12 protein-coding genes are annotated in these 14,669 nt (G+C 70.3%); 5 read left to right on the top strand and 7 right to left on the bottom strand.

Going from position 1 to position 14,669, the window contains the following annotated elements:
* Both ppk2 and JQC91_RS10165 read right to left on the bottom strand, forming a co-directional pair.
* Window positions 1–876 carry a polyphosphate kinase 2 gene (ppk2, locus tag JQC91_RS10170; RefSeq protein WP_203286715.1) on the bottom strand — a complete coding sequence of 292 codons (876 nt, stop codon included), beginning with the start codon at window positions 874–876 and terminating at the stop codon, window positions 1–3.
* Window positions 877–924: 48 nt separating this feature from the next.
* Window positions 925–1,905: an alpha/beta hydrolase gene (locus tag JQC91_RS10165; RefSeq protein WP_203286714.1), complete on the bottom strand. Its 981-nt coding sequence runs from the start codon at window positions 1,903–1,905 to the stop codon at window positions 925–927.
* Window positions 1,906–1,994: 89 nt separating this feature from the next.
* On the opposite strand from JQC91_RS10165, the gene JQC91_RS10160 reads away from it, so the two are divergent.
* Window positions 1,995–2,345: a hypothetical protein gene (locus JQC91_RS10160; RefSeq protein WP_203286713.1), complete on the top strand. Its 351-nt coding sequence runs from the start codon at window positions 1,995–1,997 to the stop codon at window positions 2,343–2,345.
* A 15-nt stretch (window positions 2,346–2,360) separates the two neighbouring features.
* On the opposite strand, the gene JQC91_RS10155 is transcribed toward JQC91_RS10160, so the two are convergent.
* The 5 genes from JQC91_RS10155 to miaA form a co-directional block, all read right to left on the bottom strand.
* Window positions 2,361–4,439 carry an ABC transporter ATP-binding protein gene (locus tag JQC91_RS10155; RefSeq protein ID WP_203286712.1) on the bottom strand — a complete coding sequence of 693 codons (2,079 nt, stop codon included), beginning with the start codon at window positions 4,437–4,439 and terminating at the stop codon, window positions 2,361–2,363.
* 76 nt (window positions 4,440–4,515) lie between these two features.
* Window positions 4,516–5,955 carry an ABC transporter permease gene (locus JQC91_RS10150; protein WP_203286711.1) on the bottom strand — a complete coding sequence of 480 codons (1,440 nt, stop codon included), beginning with the start codon at window positions 5,953–5,955 and terminating at the stop codon, window positions 4,516–4,518.
* 2 nt (window positions 5,956–5,957) lie between these two features.
* Window positions 5,958–7,007, bottom strand: a complete 1,050-nt coding sequence (locus tag JQC91_RS10145; RefSeq protein WP_203286710.1) for an ABC transporter permease — start codon at window positions 7,005–7,007, stop codon at window positions 5,958–5,960.
* A gap of 98 nt (window positions 7,008–7,105) precedes the next feature.
* A complete protein-coding gene (locus JQC91_RS10140; protein ID WP_203286709.1) occupies window positions 7,106–8,776 on the bottom strand; it encodes an ABC transporter substrate-binding protein in 1,671 nt (556 codons plus the stop codon).
* A gap of 256 nt (window positions 8,777–9,032) precedes the next feature.
* Window positions 9,033–9,923, bottom strand: coding sequence for a tRNA (adenosine(37)-N6)-dimethylallyltransferase MiaA (miaA, locus tag JQC91_RS10135; RefSeq protein ID WP_203286708.1), 891 nt, complete (start codon window positions 9,921–9,923; stop codon window positions 9,033–9,035).
* A gap of 99 nt (window positions 9,924–10,022) precedes the next feature.
* Here miaA and pyrH point away from each other — a divergent pair, with 99 nt between their 5' ends.
* The 4 genes from pyrH (at window position 10,023) to frr (ending at window position 14,646) form a co-directional block, all read left to right on the top strand.
* The gene (gene pyrH, locus JQC91_RS10130; protein WP_203286707.1) at window positions 10,023–10,754 is read left to right on the top strand and encodes a UMP kinase; all 732 of its coding nucleotides are present in this window, start codon (window positions 10,023–10,025) and stop codon (window positions 10,752–10,754) included.
* A 136-nt stretch (window positions 10,755–10,890) separates the two neighbouring features.
* Window positions 10,891–11,232: a hypothetical protein gene (locus tag JQC91_RS10125; RefSeq protein WP_203286706.1), complete on the top strand. Its 342-nt coding sequence runs from the start codon at window positions 10,891–10,893 to the stop codon at window positions 11,230–11,232.
* Window position 11,233: 1 nt separating this feature from the next.
* Window positions 11,234–14,005, top strand: coding sequence for a S8 family serine peptidase (locus JQC91_RS10120; RefSeq protein ID WP_203286705.1), 2,772 nt, complete (start codon window positions 11,234–11,236; stop codon window positions 14,003–14,005).
* Between the two features lie 86 nt (window positions 14,006–14,091).
* Complete coding sequence (frr, locus tag JQC91_RS10115) at window positions 14,092–14,646, top strand: ribosome recycling factor (protein WP_203286704.1); 555 nt, start codon at window positions 14,092–14,094, stop codon at window positions 14,644–14,646.
* The last annotated feature ends 23 nt before the right edge of the window (window positions 14,647–14,669 follow it).

Below are 14,669 nucleotides of genomic sequence, written 5' to 3'. Positions count from 1 at the left end.
TCAGGCGCCCGCGAGCCACAGGCCGGGGCCGCCCGCGACCTTTCGGTCGATCTCGAGCAGCGAGTCGTCCCGCCCGTCGTAGGGGACGGACGACAGCACCGTGCGGATCGCCTCGAGGCGGGCGCGGCGCTTGTCGTCCGAGCGCACGACGGTCCACGGCGCGAAGTCGAAGGAGGACCGCTCCAAGGTCTCGCCGATGGCGTCGGTGTACGCGTCCCACTTGGCGAGGCCCTTCACGTCGATGCCCGACAGCTTCCACTGCTTCAGCGGGTCCGTCTCGCGCGACAGGAAACGGCGGAGCTGCTCGGCGCGGCCCACGGTCAGCCACAGCTTCACGAGGACGATCCCGTCGTCCACGAGCAGCTTCTCGAAGGACGGGAGCTGATGGAAGAAGGCCTCGCGCTCGGCCGGGGAGCAGAAGCCGAACACGTGCTCGACGACGGCGCGGTTGTACCACGAGCGGTCGAAGACGGAGACCTGCCCGGCGGTGGGCAGGTGGCGGACGTAGCGCTGGAAGTACCACTCGCCCCGCTCGCGCTCGGTCGGCTTGGAGAGCGCGACGACGGGGGCGGCGCGGGACGGCAGGTTCGCGGTCAGGCGGCGGATCGTGCTGCCCTTGCCGGCGGCGTCGCGCCCCTCGAACACGGCGATGACGCGGGCGCCGGTCTCCTGCACCCACGACTGCATCTTCACCAGCTCGACCTGGAGGGCGTCGAGTTGCTCCTCGTAGTCCTTCTTCCTGAGCCAGCGGTCGTAGGGGTAGTCGTCCGTCAGAACCTCCTTGGCGCTGTCCGCGTCGCGGATGGCGTCGCGGATGGCGGCGGGGGCGTCCTCCTCGAAGAAGGTGGTGATGGCACCGTCGAACGGCTTCGTCATGGTCGGTCTCCCCGGCTCGCGTCCCGCGGAGGTAGCGCGGCGCGGGGCTCAGCGTAACCCGGCGCGGGCGGCGGCACGCTCGAGCGCGGCCTCGACCGCCTCGGGGGCGACGTGGTGGGGCATGTGGCCGACGCCGCGGAGGGTCGTGAGCTTCGCGGTGGGGGCCATCCGCGACAGGGCGAGGGCATGGGTGTCGAAGGGGCAGATCGGATCGATGTCGCCATGGACAACCTCGATCGGCATGGGGAGGCTCGGGTAGCGCGCCTCCAAGGCGATCACGTGGGGGAGGAGCGGGTTCACCTGCCGCGCGTTGGCGCGCAGCGAGCGGCGGCGGAGCGTGAGGGCGGGGCCGACATGCTCGGGATACCCGGCGGGCATGGGGTCGGGGGCGAACACGTTGCGACAGTAGTCGACGAGCCGCTCGTCCGTGACGAAGGCGGTGAGGGCGGGGACGGCGAGCGCGCCGCCAACCGCCGAGGACGTGATCGCGTAGAGGCGGCCCAGCCCGCCCTCCCACCGGTTGGAGGCGGCGGCGAGGGGGACCAGCGCGGCGACGGTGTCGGGCGCGTCGGTCGCCCACGCGAGCGCGATGGTCCCGCCGAAGCTGTGGCCGAGGACCACGGGCCGCGTCGCGCCGAGGCGCGCGGCGGCGTCGCGCAGGAGGCGGGCCTGCTCGGACGGGGTCTCGGCGCGGGTGCCGGCCGGGTCGTCGTAGGCGGGGTCGGTGCGGCCGGTGTAGCCCATGCCGGGGCGGTCGAAGGCGATCACGCGCCACCGCTTCGCGAGGCGCGGGACGAGGGAGAAGGTGAAGTCGCGCAGGTTGCCGCTCGCGCCGTGGATTAGGACGAGGTCGGGGCCCTCGCCCCGGACGACCGCGTGCACGGGGATGCCGTCCACGTCGATGATCGCGCCCTCGGGGGGGTGCTCGGCCTCGGCGCGGACCTCCCGGGCGCGGGCGCGGCGGTCGATCCACGACGCGCTGCCGGCCGAGACGGCGAGGGTGGCGGCGGCTGGCAGGACCGAGAGCATGGGGGGAGGGTAGGGCACGCGGGGGCGTCATCCAATGACACGGCCCACCGCCTTGACGGTGGACGTGGCGTCGCGGAAGCGTTCGCGCCATGAGACGCATTTCGTTCACGCTCGCCGCGCTATTGGCCGCGGCCCCGCCCGTCGCGGCGCAGGACATCGACGGATTGTACAAGCCCGAGGGCGCGCGGTGGTCGTGCCGCGCGGACGAGGTCGGCATGGACGGCGGGGCCCTCGCCATCCGGGAGGGCCGCTTGGAGGGTGTCGAGAACTCCTGCGACCTCGGCTCGACCGGGCGGGTCGGCGGCGGATGGGTCGAGTTCCGCGCGACCTGCTCCGGCGAGGGCGCGACGGCCCGCAGGACGATCACCCTCCGGCGGCATCCGCTCGGGCTGGAGTTCCGCGAGCGGGGCTACCGCTACGTCTGGGAGCGCTGCCGCTAGGGCGACGGGCGCCGCCTATTCGGCGGCGATCTGGATCACGGGCTCCATGCGGGCAAGCTGCTCGTCGGAAAGGTGGCACTTGATCTGGTGGGCGCCGAAGGTCCGCATGGGCGGCACCTCCTTCTCGCACAGGCCGCCCGGCACCTCGGACTTCCAGCGGCACCGCGTCTGGAAGGGGCAGCCGGGGGGCGGGTTCATGGCGGACGGGATGTCGCCGTCGAGCACGATGTGCTTCTTGGCGACCTTGGTGTCCGCGATCGGCACCGCCGAGAGCAGCGCCTCGGTGTAGGGGTGGTAGGGCGGGGCGAAGACCTCGTCCGTGGTGCCCAGCTCGACCACGTGGCCGAGATACATGACCATCACGCGGTCGGCGAGGTAGCGCACGATCGACAGGTCGTGGGAGATGAACAGGAGCGTCGTCTTCTGCTCGCGCTGGATCTCCATCAGCAGGTCGGTGACGGCGGCCTGCACCGAGACGTCGAGCGCCGAGACCGGCTCGTCCGCCACCACGATCTTCGCATCGCCCGCGAAGGCGCGCGCGATGCCGACGCGCTGCTTCTGCCCGCCGGAGAGCTGGCGCGGCATCCGGCCCGCGAACTCGCGCGGGAGCTTCACGAGGTCGAGCAGCTGCAGCATCCGCTCACGCCGCTCGGCGTCGTTGGCGCCGTAGTCGAACACCTCCAACGCGCGGATGATCTGGCGGCCCACGGTCATCGACGGGTTGAGCGTGTCGAAGGGGTTCTGGAACACCATCTGGATCTGGCTGACCTGGCCCGGCCCGCGCTCCTCGATGGGCTTGGACTGGATCTCCTCGTTGCCCATCACGATGGTGCCGTCGGTCGCGGTCTCGAGGCCCATGAGCATCTTGGCCAGCGTGGACTTGCCGCAGCCGGATTCGCCCACGATGGCGAGCGTCTCGGATTCGCGGGCCTCGAAGTCGAGCGTCTCGTTGGCCTTGACGACGCGCTCCTCGCCGCCGCCGAACAGGGCGTTGGCGGCGACTTGGTAGTACTTCTTCAGGTTCGAGACCTTGAGCACCGGGTCGCCCGGCGGATTGGGCGGCGGCGTCTCGGTGGCCTCGGGCGGCGCGGCCCAGTCGATCTCGTCCCAGCGCAGGCAGCGGGAGTGGTGGCCCGGCTCGACGTCCTCCATCGGGATGGGCCGCGCATCGCAGCGCCCCGCCTCGAAGTAGTCGCAGCGCGGCCCGAAGTTGCAGCCGGGCGGACGCTCGTGGGGCAGGGGGAAGTTGCCCCGGATGGCCACGAGGGGCCGCGCGGTCTTGTCGGCGCCGGGCAGCGGAATCGAGCGGAAGAGCGCCTGCGTATAGGGGTGGCGCATCTTGTCGAACACGTCCGCGATGCGCCCGTCCTCGACCGCCTCGCCGGAGTACATCACGCAGATGCGGTCGCAGGTCTCCAGCACCAGCCCGAGGTTGTGCGAGATGAACAGCATCGAGGTGCCGTACTTGGTGCCCAGCTCCTTCACGAGCTGCACGATGCCGGCCTCGACCGTGACGTCGAGCGCCGTGGTCGGCTCGTCGAGGATGAGGAGCGCGGGCTTCGACATCAGCGCCATGGCGATGACGATGCGCTGCTGCTGGCCGCCGGACAGCTGGTGGGGATAGCTCTCGAGGATGCGCGCGGGGTCGGGCAGCTTGACGTCCGTGACGGTCTGGAGGGCCATGTCGTAGGCCTCCTTCTCCGACACGTCGTCATGGAGCATCGGCACCTCCATGAGCTGCTTGCCGACCTTCATCGCCGGGTTCAGCGAGGCCATCGGCTCTTGGTAGATCATCGCGATCTCGTTGCCGCGGATGTCGCGCAGCTCCGACGGCGACATCTCGGCGAGGTCGCGGCCCTTGAACTTGATCGTGCCGCCAACGACCCGCCCGTTGACGCCGAGGTCCTGCATGACGCCGAGCGCGACCGTCGACTTGCCGCAGCCCGACTCCCCCACGAGTCCCACCGCCTCGCCCGGCTGGACGGTCACGGAGAAGTCCATCACCGCCGGGATCTCGCGCAGGCGGGTGAAGAAGGAGATCGACAGGTCCTCGATCTCTAGGATGGGGCCGGCGTAGTCGGGGTTCTGCTTCATGCGTCGTCTCGCTTGTTGGAGGCGCCGGGGGCTCTGCCCCCGGACCCCCGAGGTATTTCCGGCAGGATGAGGGGCGTCAGTCCCGCAGGCTCTCCTCGCGGAGACCGTCGGCGAGCAGGTTCAGCCCGAGCACGAGGCTCAGGAGGGCCACGGCGGGGACGATGGCGGGGTGCGGGTAGATCGACAGCAGGCGGCGCCCGTCGTTGATCGTGGAGCCCCAGTCGGGGCTCTCGGGCGGCAGGCCGAGGCCGAAGAAGCCCAGCGTGCCGAGCAGGATCGTGGTGTAGCCGATCCGCAGGCAGAAATCGACGATCAGCGGCCCGCGCGCGTTGGGCAGGATCTCCCACAGCATGATGTACCACGGCGTCTCGCCGCGGGTCTGGGCGGCGGCCACGTAGTCGCGGGTCTTGATGTCGAGGGTCAGGCCACGGACGATCCTGAACACCGTGGGCGAGTTCACGAAGACCACCGAGACGAAGACCGTCAGCACGCCGCCGGCGATGTCGAACAGGTCGATGCCGCCGAGGAAGTCGATCGGCGTCGAGGGGTCGTTGATGACCGACAGGTAGAGCCAGACCAGCGGGATCAGGACGATCGCCAGCAGCGTGTAGGCGCGGCTCGGCTGGGTCCGGTAGCGCGACCATATCAGCACCGCGGCGAAGGCGATGGGCGCGAGGAAGAGCGCCACGCCCATGTAGCTCGGCAGGCCGGTCTGGCGGATCTCCGGCGTCACCAGCAGGTAGAACAGCAGGATCACCGGGAAGGCGAGGATCAGGTTGGCGAGGAAGGACAGGATCGTGTCGAGCTTGCCGCCGTAGTAGCCCGCGGGCAGGCCGAGGACGATGCCGACCATGAACGCGAAGAGCGTGGCCAAGGGGGCGATCATCACCACGATGACCGACCCGGACACCACGCGCGAGAACACGTCGCGCGCGAGGTTGTCGCCGCCCAGCAGGTAGAAGGGGTAGCCCTCGTCCGAGAAGGGGGAGCCGGGCACCTCGTTCTTCATGCCCGAGACCTGCGTCAGCGGGTCGTGGGTCGCGATGAGGCCGAAGGCGCCGGTGTAGAGGGCGGTGAACACCCAGAACATCACCAGCGCGAAGCCGATCATGCCGACGGTGGAGTCGAAGAGCTTGCCGTAGAGGCCGGTGCTGCGCTTCGTCGCCACGGACACGGCGAAGAGCGCGACGAGGCTGATCCAGACGGGCACCAGCTGCCGGGACATGCCGCCGAGGATGCCGGCGCCCTGCCACGAGAGGACCGCGCCGCCGACGACGTAGGCCAGCGCGATCCCGATCACGGCGTAGAGCGACCAGCGCTGCGCCTTGGCGGTCAGGCCCGGCAAGCCCTCGGCGGCGGCGATGGTGCCGTCGGGGTTGACCACGATCCGCTGGGCGGGGGTCGCGACGGACACGACGATGGAGAGCGCCGCGCTGACGAGGAGCGCGATGATCGAGACGAGGAAGAGCGGGTCGAGCACGTCGCCGAGGCCGCCGGTCCAGGTGAGCGGTTCCATGATCAGGCGATCCTAATGCGGGGGTTGAGGAAGACGTAGCCGATGTCCGAGATCAGCTGCGTCGCGAGCACCACGAAGACCGAGACGATGGAGACGCCGAGCAGCAGCTCGATGTCGTTGTTGCCGGCGGCCTGCACCAGCGTCCAGCCGAAGCCCTTGAAGTTGAACAGGGTCTCCACGATCACGACGCCGTTCAGCAGCCACGGGAACTGCAGCATGATCACCGTGAAGGGGGCGATCAGCGCGTTGCGCAAGGCGTGCTTGAGGACGATCGAGCCGAAAGAGACGCCCTTGAGGCGCGCGGTGCGGATGTACTGGGCGGTCATCACCTCGGTCATGGAGGCCCGCGTCATCCGCGCGATGTATCCCATCCCGTAGAGCGCGACGGTCAGCACGGGCAAGGTGAAGTTCTCGAAGGTGACGTTCTCCATGGCGCTGGCGGCCGTGCCCTTGAACCACTTGAGGCCCACGGCGGAGGAGGCGAACACGGTGATGAATATGACGCCGGAGACGTATTCGGGCGTCGCCGTGGTCGCGATCGAGAAGGTCGAGAGGGAGCGGTCGAGCTTGGAGCCCTCGCGCATGCCCGCGAGGACGCCGATGATCAGCGCGCCGGGCACCATCACCAGCATCACCCAGCCCATCAGCTTGAGGGTCTGCACGCCGCGCGCCGCGAGGATGTCGAGCACGCCGTCCTTGAAGACGGAGGAGAAGCCCCAGTCGCCTTGGAGCACGCCGCAGAAGCGGCCCGCCGTGGCCGGATCCTCGCCGGGGCGGGCGCAGGAGTTGTAGAGGATCTCGCCCGCGTCGTCCTCGCGGACGAAGGAGGGCGCGACGCCGAGCCAGCGCCCGTACTTCACCACCGTGCTGTCGAGGTAGCCGCGGTTGTCGAGCCACGTCACGACCTGGTCGTCGGACATCCGGTTGTTGGCCTGCGTCTTCGCCAGCTTCTCGAGGTTCGGATAGAGGTTGGTCAGGAAGAAGACCACGAAGGTCAGGCAGAGCGCCGTCAGGAGCATCACGCCCAAGCGTCGGAGGATGAACATCGCCATCGGTGGTCTGTCCCTTCGGGCGGCCGGTCGTGTCCGGATGGTCCGTCGTCGACGGAAAGGGGGGCGCCCCCGGAGGGACGCCCCGACATGTCAGGGGATCAGGCCGCCAGGCCCCACTCCCACATGCGCCCGTGGTAGGCGATGTGCATGTCCATGTTGACCGTCCCGTCCGTCGACGAGCGGTAGAGCGAGCGCCAGTAGGGCTGGATCGTGACGCCGTCGTCGACGACGATCTTCTGCATCTTGCCCATCACCTCGCGGCGCGCGTCGGCGTCCGCGATGGAGTTCGCCTCGGCCAGCAGGGCGTCGAACTCGGCGTTCTCCCAGCCGAACTCGTTCCATGCGACGCCCGACTTGTACGCGAGGCCGTGGACCTGCGTGCCGAGCGGGCGGTGGTTCCAGTTCGTCGAGGAGAAGGGATACTTCGCCCAGTCGTTCCAGAACGTGGAGCCCGGGAGGATCGTGCGCTTCACCGGGATGCCCGCGTCGCGCAGCTGCGCGGCGACGGCGTCGGTGGTGGCGCGGCGCCAGTCGTCGTCGATCGAGATCAGCTCGTGCTCAAAGTCGGCCATCCCGGCCTCCTCCATGAGCGCCTTCGCCTGCGCCGGGTCGAACGGACCGCGGCCCACCTCGGGGTCGTACTCCGGGTGCACCGGGGCGACGTGGTGGTTCTCGGCGACGATGCCCTGACCCGCGTTGCCGAGCTCAAGCAGCACAGCGTTGTCGACCGCCATGGCGATGGCGCGGCGGACACGTACGTCCTCGTAGGGGCGCATGCCGTCGACCTCGGCCTGCTGGTTCGGGCGGATCACGATGGTCGAGCCGGTCGCGATCTCCGAGTTGGTCCAGCCGATCGACTCGAAGATCTCCACGAACTCGCCCACGTTCTCGTAGAGGGCGTCGATCTCCTCGGCCTCGGCGGCGGCGACCCAGGCGGAGGGGTCCGTGCCGTAGTCGATGTACTCGATCCGCTCGAGGTTCGGGCCGAGCCCGGCGGCGGTGCCCCACCACTCGTGGTCGGGACGGCGCACGAGCACGGACTTCACGCCGACCTCGTGGGACTCGGACATAAAGGGGCCGGTGCCGATCTGGTTCGTCAGCAGGTCGTCGGGATCCTGGTCGGGATGCAGCACGTGGGCCGGGTAGTCGGTGATGCCCGGGATCAGCGTGATGTCCGGCTGCTTGAGGTTCAGCACGAGCGTGAGGTCGTCGACGATCTCGATGCCGCCCTCCCGGAGCTGGCCCGTGTCGTCGTCGACCAGCGCGTCGACGCGCGCGGCCATCGAGTTGCCCTCGGCGTCGCGCTCGGCCCAGCGGCGGAAGTTGTGGGCCACGTGCTCGGCGGTGAAGTCGTCGCCGTTGGACCACTTCACGCCCGGACGGACGCGCATGGTGTATTGCGTGGCGTCCTCGTTCGTCTCCCAGCCCTCGAGCAGGAAGCCGGTGAAGGTGCCGTCGTTGTGGTAGAGCACAAGGTGCTCGAGCCAGCCGCCGGCCACGTAGGACATCTGAGTCCAGTCGAAGGTGCGCGGATCCTTGAGCGCGCGGACCTCCATCTGCATCCGCAGGGTGCCGCCCTGCTGGGCGTGCGCGTCAGCGCGGGCGGGGGTGGGCAGGCCGATCAGCGCGTAGGCGGCGGGCACCGAGACGCCCAGCGCGGTGGCGCGGGTCAGGAACTCGCGGCGGTCCATCTCGCCGCGCTTGTGCTCCTCGGCGTACATCGCGGCGCCGGGATGGACCCCGGCGATGGTGCGATCTAGCTTGGTCATGCAGTCTTCTCCCTGTGTGTCTTCGATCGCGCCTCGTTCGTCGGGCGCGGCACGCGATGGGGGCCATCGCAGTCCGGTACGTGTCGAGATCTCCCCCACCTCTGATCCCGCATTGGGGGGCAAGCGCATGGCGGGGTCAACGGATCAAATCGACTTGACCGGGAAGAAAAGCGACATTCCGCATCGCCTCCGGTGTCGTTTTCGTGCGCTTCCGTAGGGTCAGCGGGGGTTGCGCCCGCGGCCGGCATCCGCCGGGTCACGACCCCGGCAGCGATTCAGCCCGCACGGCCGTCCAGCCCCCCATCCGGCGGCGGAACCACGTGCGCTGGCGCTTGGCGTACTGGCGGGTGGCGGCCACGGCGCGGTCGCGGGCGGTGGCGAGATCGATCTCGCCGCGCAGGTGGGCGACGAGGTCCGGTGCCCCGATGGCCTGCGCCGCGTTGAGGGCCGGGTTCCAGCGGGGCAGCACGGCGCGGACCTCGTCCAAGGCTCCGCCATCGAGCATAAAGTCGAACCGGCGCGCGATCCGCTCGGCGAGCCAGTCCCTGTCGGCCTCCAGGACGATCGGGACCGCGCGGTCGAGCGGGAGAAGGGGCGGCGGGGTCTCGGCCTGCCAGGCACGGATGGAACGGCCCGTTGCGCGCTGCACCTCCCATGCGCGCGCCACGCGGGCGGGGTTGGCGAGGTCGAGGTCGCGCCGCACGTCCGCGCTCAGTTCGGAGGCGAGCGCCGCGTGGCCCTCCGCCTCCATCCGCCGGACCGCCTCGGCCCGGACCTCCGGCGGCGTGGGCGGTATGTCGGCGAGCCCCTCGGTGAGCGCGCGGAACAGCAGGCCGGTGCCCCCCGTGACGATCGGGCGGCGCGCCCGGAGGGCGGCATAGTCGCGGAGCCAGTCGCCTGTCGAGTAGGCCGTCCGCCAAGCGACATGGCCGTAGAGCGCATGCGCGGCGCGCGCCTCCTCCTCCGCCGACGGTCGTGCGGTGAGGACGCGCCAGTCCGCGAAGACCTGCATCGCGTCCGCGTTCACCACGGTCCCGCCCTGCCGTTCGGCCAAGGCAAGGGCGAGCGCCGACTTCCCGGAGGCGGTCGGGCCGGCGATCAGGATGGGCCGGTCCGAGGGGATATCGTCCAACGAGATCAGGGTCATGCGGCGCGACGTTGATCCTTCGCTGCCGGTCCGTCCGGAGCGTTGCGCCACCGGCCTTAATCTGCGACACGCCGCGTCGGCAACAGGGGGGGGCGCGCAATGGACGGGACCACGGAGACGGGGGCCGCGGGATACAAGCGTGTCATGCTGAAGATCAGCGGCGAGGCGCTGATGGGCGACCAAGGCTTCGGCCTCCATCCCCCGACGGTGGAGCGGATCGCCCGCGAGGTGCAGAGCGTCCACGAGACGGGCGTCGAGATCTGCATGGTGATCGGCGGCGGCAACATCTTCCGGGGCCTGCAGGGCTCGGCGCAGGGGATGGAGCGGACGACGGCCGACTACATGGGGATGCTGGCGACGGTGATGAACGCGCTGGCGATGCAGGGCGCGCTCGAGTCGCTGGGCCTGCACACGCGCGTCATTTCGGCCATCCCGATGGACCAGGTCTGCGAGCCCTACATCCGCCGCCGGGCGGTCCGCCACCTCGAGAAGAAGCGCGTCGTGATCTTCGCCGCGGGGACCGGGAACCCCTACTTCACCACCGACACGGCGGCGACGCTGCGCGCGTCGGAGATGTCCTGCGAGGCGATCTTCAAGGGCACGAAGGTGGACGGGGTCTACGACAAGGATCCGATGGCCCACGACGATGCCGTGCGCTACGACCGCATCTCCTACGACGACGTGCTCTCGAAGCACCTCAAGGTGATGGACGCGTCGGCGATCGCCCTCGCGCGGGAGAACGGGCTGCCGATCGTGGTCTTCTCGCTCGACGAGCCGGGCGGGTTCCGCGGCGTGCTCGCCGGGACGGCGACGCATACCCGCGTGGGTTGAGGCGGCGCCGTGGATCGGGGGTTTTCGGCATCACCGATCGGGGAAACTCCGGCTTATTCGAGCGATCCCGTTGGGGCGGCGGACGCGTTCCCATAGGGCCGTTCCCCACAGGATCCCAGCGGAGGTCGCGATCCTCATGTCGGCTGCCATCGGACCGCGCCGTCTCGGCACGGCGGCCTTGCTGTGCTGCGTGCTCGGCGGCGACCTCGCCGTGGCGGAGGCCGCGTCGCCGGGCGTCGGTCCGCGTCCCGGCCCGCCCGGGGCCGAGGCCGGGGAGGTCCACCTGACGGGGACGGTCCTCGGGCGCGGCGCGACCTGCCTTCGTTTCGCCACCGACGGTGGCGAGACCGTCAGCCTCGCCGGGGTCCCCGCCACCCTGCGCCCCGGCGACCGACTGGAACTCGTGGGCCGGTGGCGCGCCCGATCGAACTGCATGCAAGGACGCACCTTCCGCGTCCGCGAGATACTAGGACGATAGAATGACGACCCCGACCGATCCGCTCTACGGCGACCAGTGGCATTTCTCCCTGCTCGGGGACATCGAGGCGATCTGGGCGGACTACGACGGGTCCGGCGTGGTGGTCGCGGTCTACGACGACGGGGTGGAGGCGGACCACCCCGACTTGGCGGCCAACTACGACGCCTCGCTGCACTTCACCCATGACGGCACGATCCACGACCCGACGCCGATCTATTCCGACAGCGGCCACGGGACGGCGGTGGCCGGGCTGATCGCGGCGGTCGACGCGAACGGACGGGGCGGCAGCGGGGTCGCCCACGGGGCGACGCTGGTCGGGGTGAACGTCTTGGAAGGGCTCGGCACCTACGCCGAGACCGAGGCGGCGCTGGCCTACGCCGCGAACTACGACGTCATGAACAACTCGTGGGGCTACGTCCCGAACTACGACGACTACCAGAACCTGTCCGACGCCGGCAGCCAGATCAGCGGGGAGGTGGCCATCTACGGCGACGTGGTCGCCACGGGCCGCGACGGGCTCGGCACGGTGATCCTGCAGGCGGCGGGCAACGACGCGTCGAACGCCTCGGCGGACGGGATGAACGCCTCCCGGTTCACGCTCTCCATCGCGGCGACCGATTTCTACGGCGACGTGGCCGACTACTCCAACTGGGGGGCCTCGATCCTCGTGGCCGCGCCGGCCGCGAGCGTCACGACGGACCTGACCGGCGCGGACGGCTACGCGGCGGGGTCCGGCGCCAGCGGCGACTACACGCAGAACTTCGGCGGCACCTCCGCGTCGACGCCCATCACCTCGGGCGTCGTGGCGCTGATGCTCGAAGCCAACGCCGGCCTCGGATGGCGGGACGTGAAGAACATCCTCGCGGCCTCCGCAGTCCAGACCGGCTCCGCCTTCGGGGGGGGCGCGGCGGGGTTCGAGGTCGGGGAATGGGCGGCCAACGGCGCCACGACCTGGAACGGCGGGGGGATGACGGCGCATCTCTCCTACGGCTACGGGATGGTCGACGCCTTCGCCGCGGTCCGCATGGCGGAGATGTGGACGACGATGCACGGGGCGGCGCTGACCTCCGCGAACGAGCGGTCGGTCTCCAAAACGAGCGGGCCCATCGCGTCGGACTTCGACGACACGGGCGCGGCCGAGGTCGACATCGCGGTCTCTGAGGACATCGAGATCGAGACGATCGCGGTGACCGTGTCCCTCGAGCATTCGTTCTCGGGGGACGTGACGATCTCCCTCGTCGCCCCGGACGGGACCGAGGTGCCGCTGTTTCTCGAGGAGGCGCAATACGTCGAGGTGGAGGATCCGAACGACCCCTACGGCTACACCTACGAGCCGAGCTTCGGCTTCATGCAATCCGGCTTCGAGTGGACCTTCACCGTCGAGCTGGCGCGCGGGATGTCGAGCGCGGGCACGTGGTCGGTGCGGTTCGATGACGGGTACGCCTCGGATTCGGGGACGGTGCGCGAGGTGTCGCTCGACTTCTTCGGGGCGCGGTCCGACGACGACGACGTCTACACCTTCACCCAAGACCTGTTCGACCTGATCGACGTCGAGGCCGGGCGTCGCTTCGTGTCCGACACGAACGGCGGGACCGACTGGCTCAACTTCGCGGCGATGGGCGCGGCGGCGATCACGGCGGACCTCGCGGCGGGAACGGTCGCCTTCGCGGGCGAGGCGGACGTCCTGCAGCTGTCCGGGCGGATCGAGGGGATCGTCCTGTCGGACGGGGCGGACGACGTCGTCGGCACGGGCCGGGACGAGGAGATGCACGGGATGCGCGGCGAGGACCGGATGGACGGCGGCCGGGGGGACGACATTCTCTTCGGCGGCGCGGCCGGCGACTCGCTGAAGGGCGGGCATGGGGACGACACCGTCGACGGCGGCGCGGACGCGGACTCGCTGCGGGGCGGCGCCGACGACGACGTCCTTCATGGCGGCGACGGCGCGGACACGATCCGCGGGGATTCCGGCGAGGACGATCTGCTCGGCGGCGCGGGCGACGACCGCCTGATCGGCGGGCATGACGCCGACGCGCTCGACGGCGGCCTCGGGGACGACTGGATGAGCGGGGGCCGCGACGACGACGACCTCGCCGGGGGCGCGGGGGACGACCGGGCGCGTGGAGGCTCCGGCGACGACCGGGTCGTCGGCAACGGCGGGATCGACACGCTCAACGGGGACTCCGGCGCGGACACGCTCTCCGGCGGGGGCGGGGACGACCGGCTGAACGGCGGATCGGGCGACGATCGCCTGACCGGCGGATCCGGCGACGACCGCCTCGACGGCGGGGGCGGGGACGACGTGATCTACGGCTCGGAGGGCGCGGACCACCTGATCGGTCGGGGGGGGAAGGATTCCCTGCGCGGCGGCGAGGGCGACGACCGGATGTACGGCGGCGACCGCGGCGACACCCTTCGCGGCGACGAGGGCGACGACCGGATCTACGGCGAGGACGGGAACGACGTGCTGCGGGGAGACGCGGGCGCGGACACCCTCTTCGGCGGCGGGGGGCAGGACACGCTCGTCGGCGGGGCGGGGGAGGACATATTCGTCTTCTCCGACGGGTTCGGGCGCGACGTCGTCAGGGACTTCCGGACCGGTGCCGACGTCATCGACCTGTCCCGGGTCGCGGGCATCGCCGACTACGACGACCTCATGCAGAACCACGTGCAGGGCGACGATGCCGATGCGTGGATCACCGTCGGCGACGACCGTCTCACCCTCGAAGGGGTGAACGCCCTCACGCTGTTGGAGGGCGAGTTCCTCTTCTGACCGGCACGCGCGCCGCCCCGCGCGGCGCGCTTCCGCTCCGGCGCGGGGGCGGCTATAGCGCCGCAAAGCACCGGGAGTCCCACGCGATGGCCGACGAGTTCGAACTCGACACCGACGATCTGCAGCGCCGCATGGACGGGGCGCTGGCGAACCTGCGGACCGAGTTCGCGTCGCTTCGCACCGGCCGCGCCTCGGCCTCCATGCTGGAGCCGGTGATGGTCGACGCCTACGGCGCGCCGACGCCGATCAACCAGGTCGGCACGGTGAACGTGCCCGAGCCCCGGATGGTGACGGTCAACGTCTGGGACAAGTCGCTGGTGGGAAAGGTCGAGAAGGCGATCCGGGAGTCGGGCCTCGGCATCAACCCGCAGCTCAACGGCACGATCATCATGTTGCCGATCCCGGAACTGAACGAGGAGCGGCGGCGCGACCTGACCAAGGTGGCGGGCCAGTATGCCGAGAGCGCGCGCGTGGGCATCCGCAACGTGCGGCGCGACGGCATGGAGAAGATCAAGAAGGCCGACATTCCCGACGACGAGCGGAAGATGTGGGAAGACGAGGTCCAGACGATGACCGACGCCCACATCAAGGCGGTCGACGATGCGCTGGAGACCAAGCAGGCGGAGATCATGCAGGTCTAGGCGCCAGCCTTGAGGGGGCGACG

Source organism: Jannaschia sp. Os4 (assembly GCF_016820245.1).
In the GTDB taxonomy this organism is placed as follows: Bacteria; Pseudomonadota; Alphaproteobacteria; order Rhodobacterales; family Rhodobacteraceae; genus Jannaschia.
This window is presented reverse-complemented; position numbering and strand designations above follow the sequence as displayed.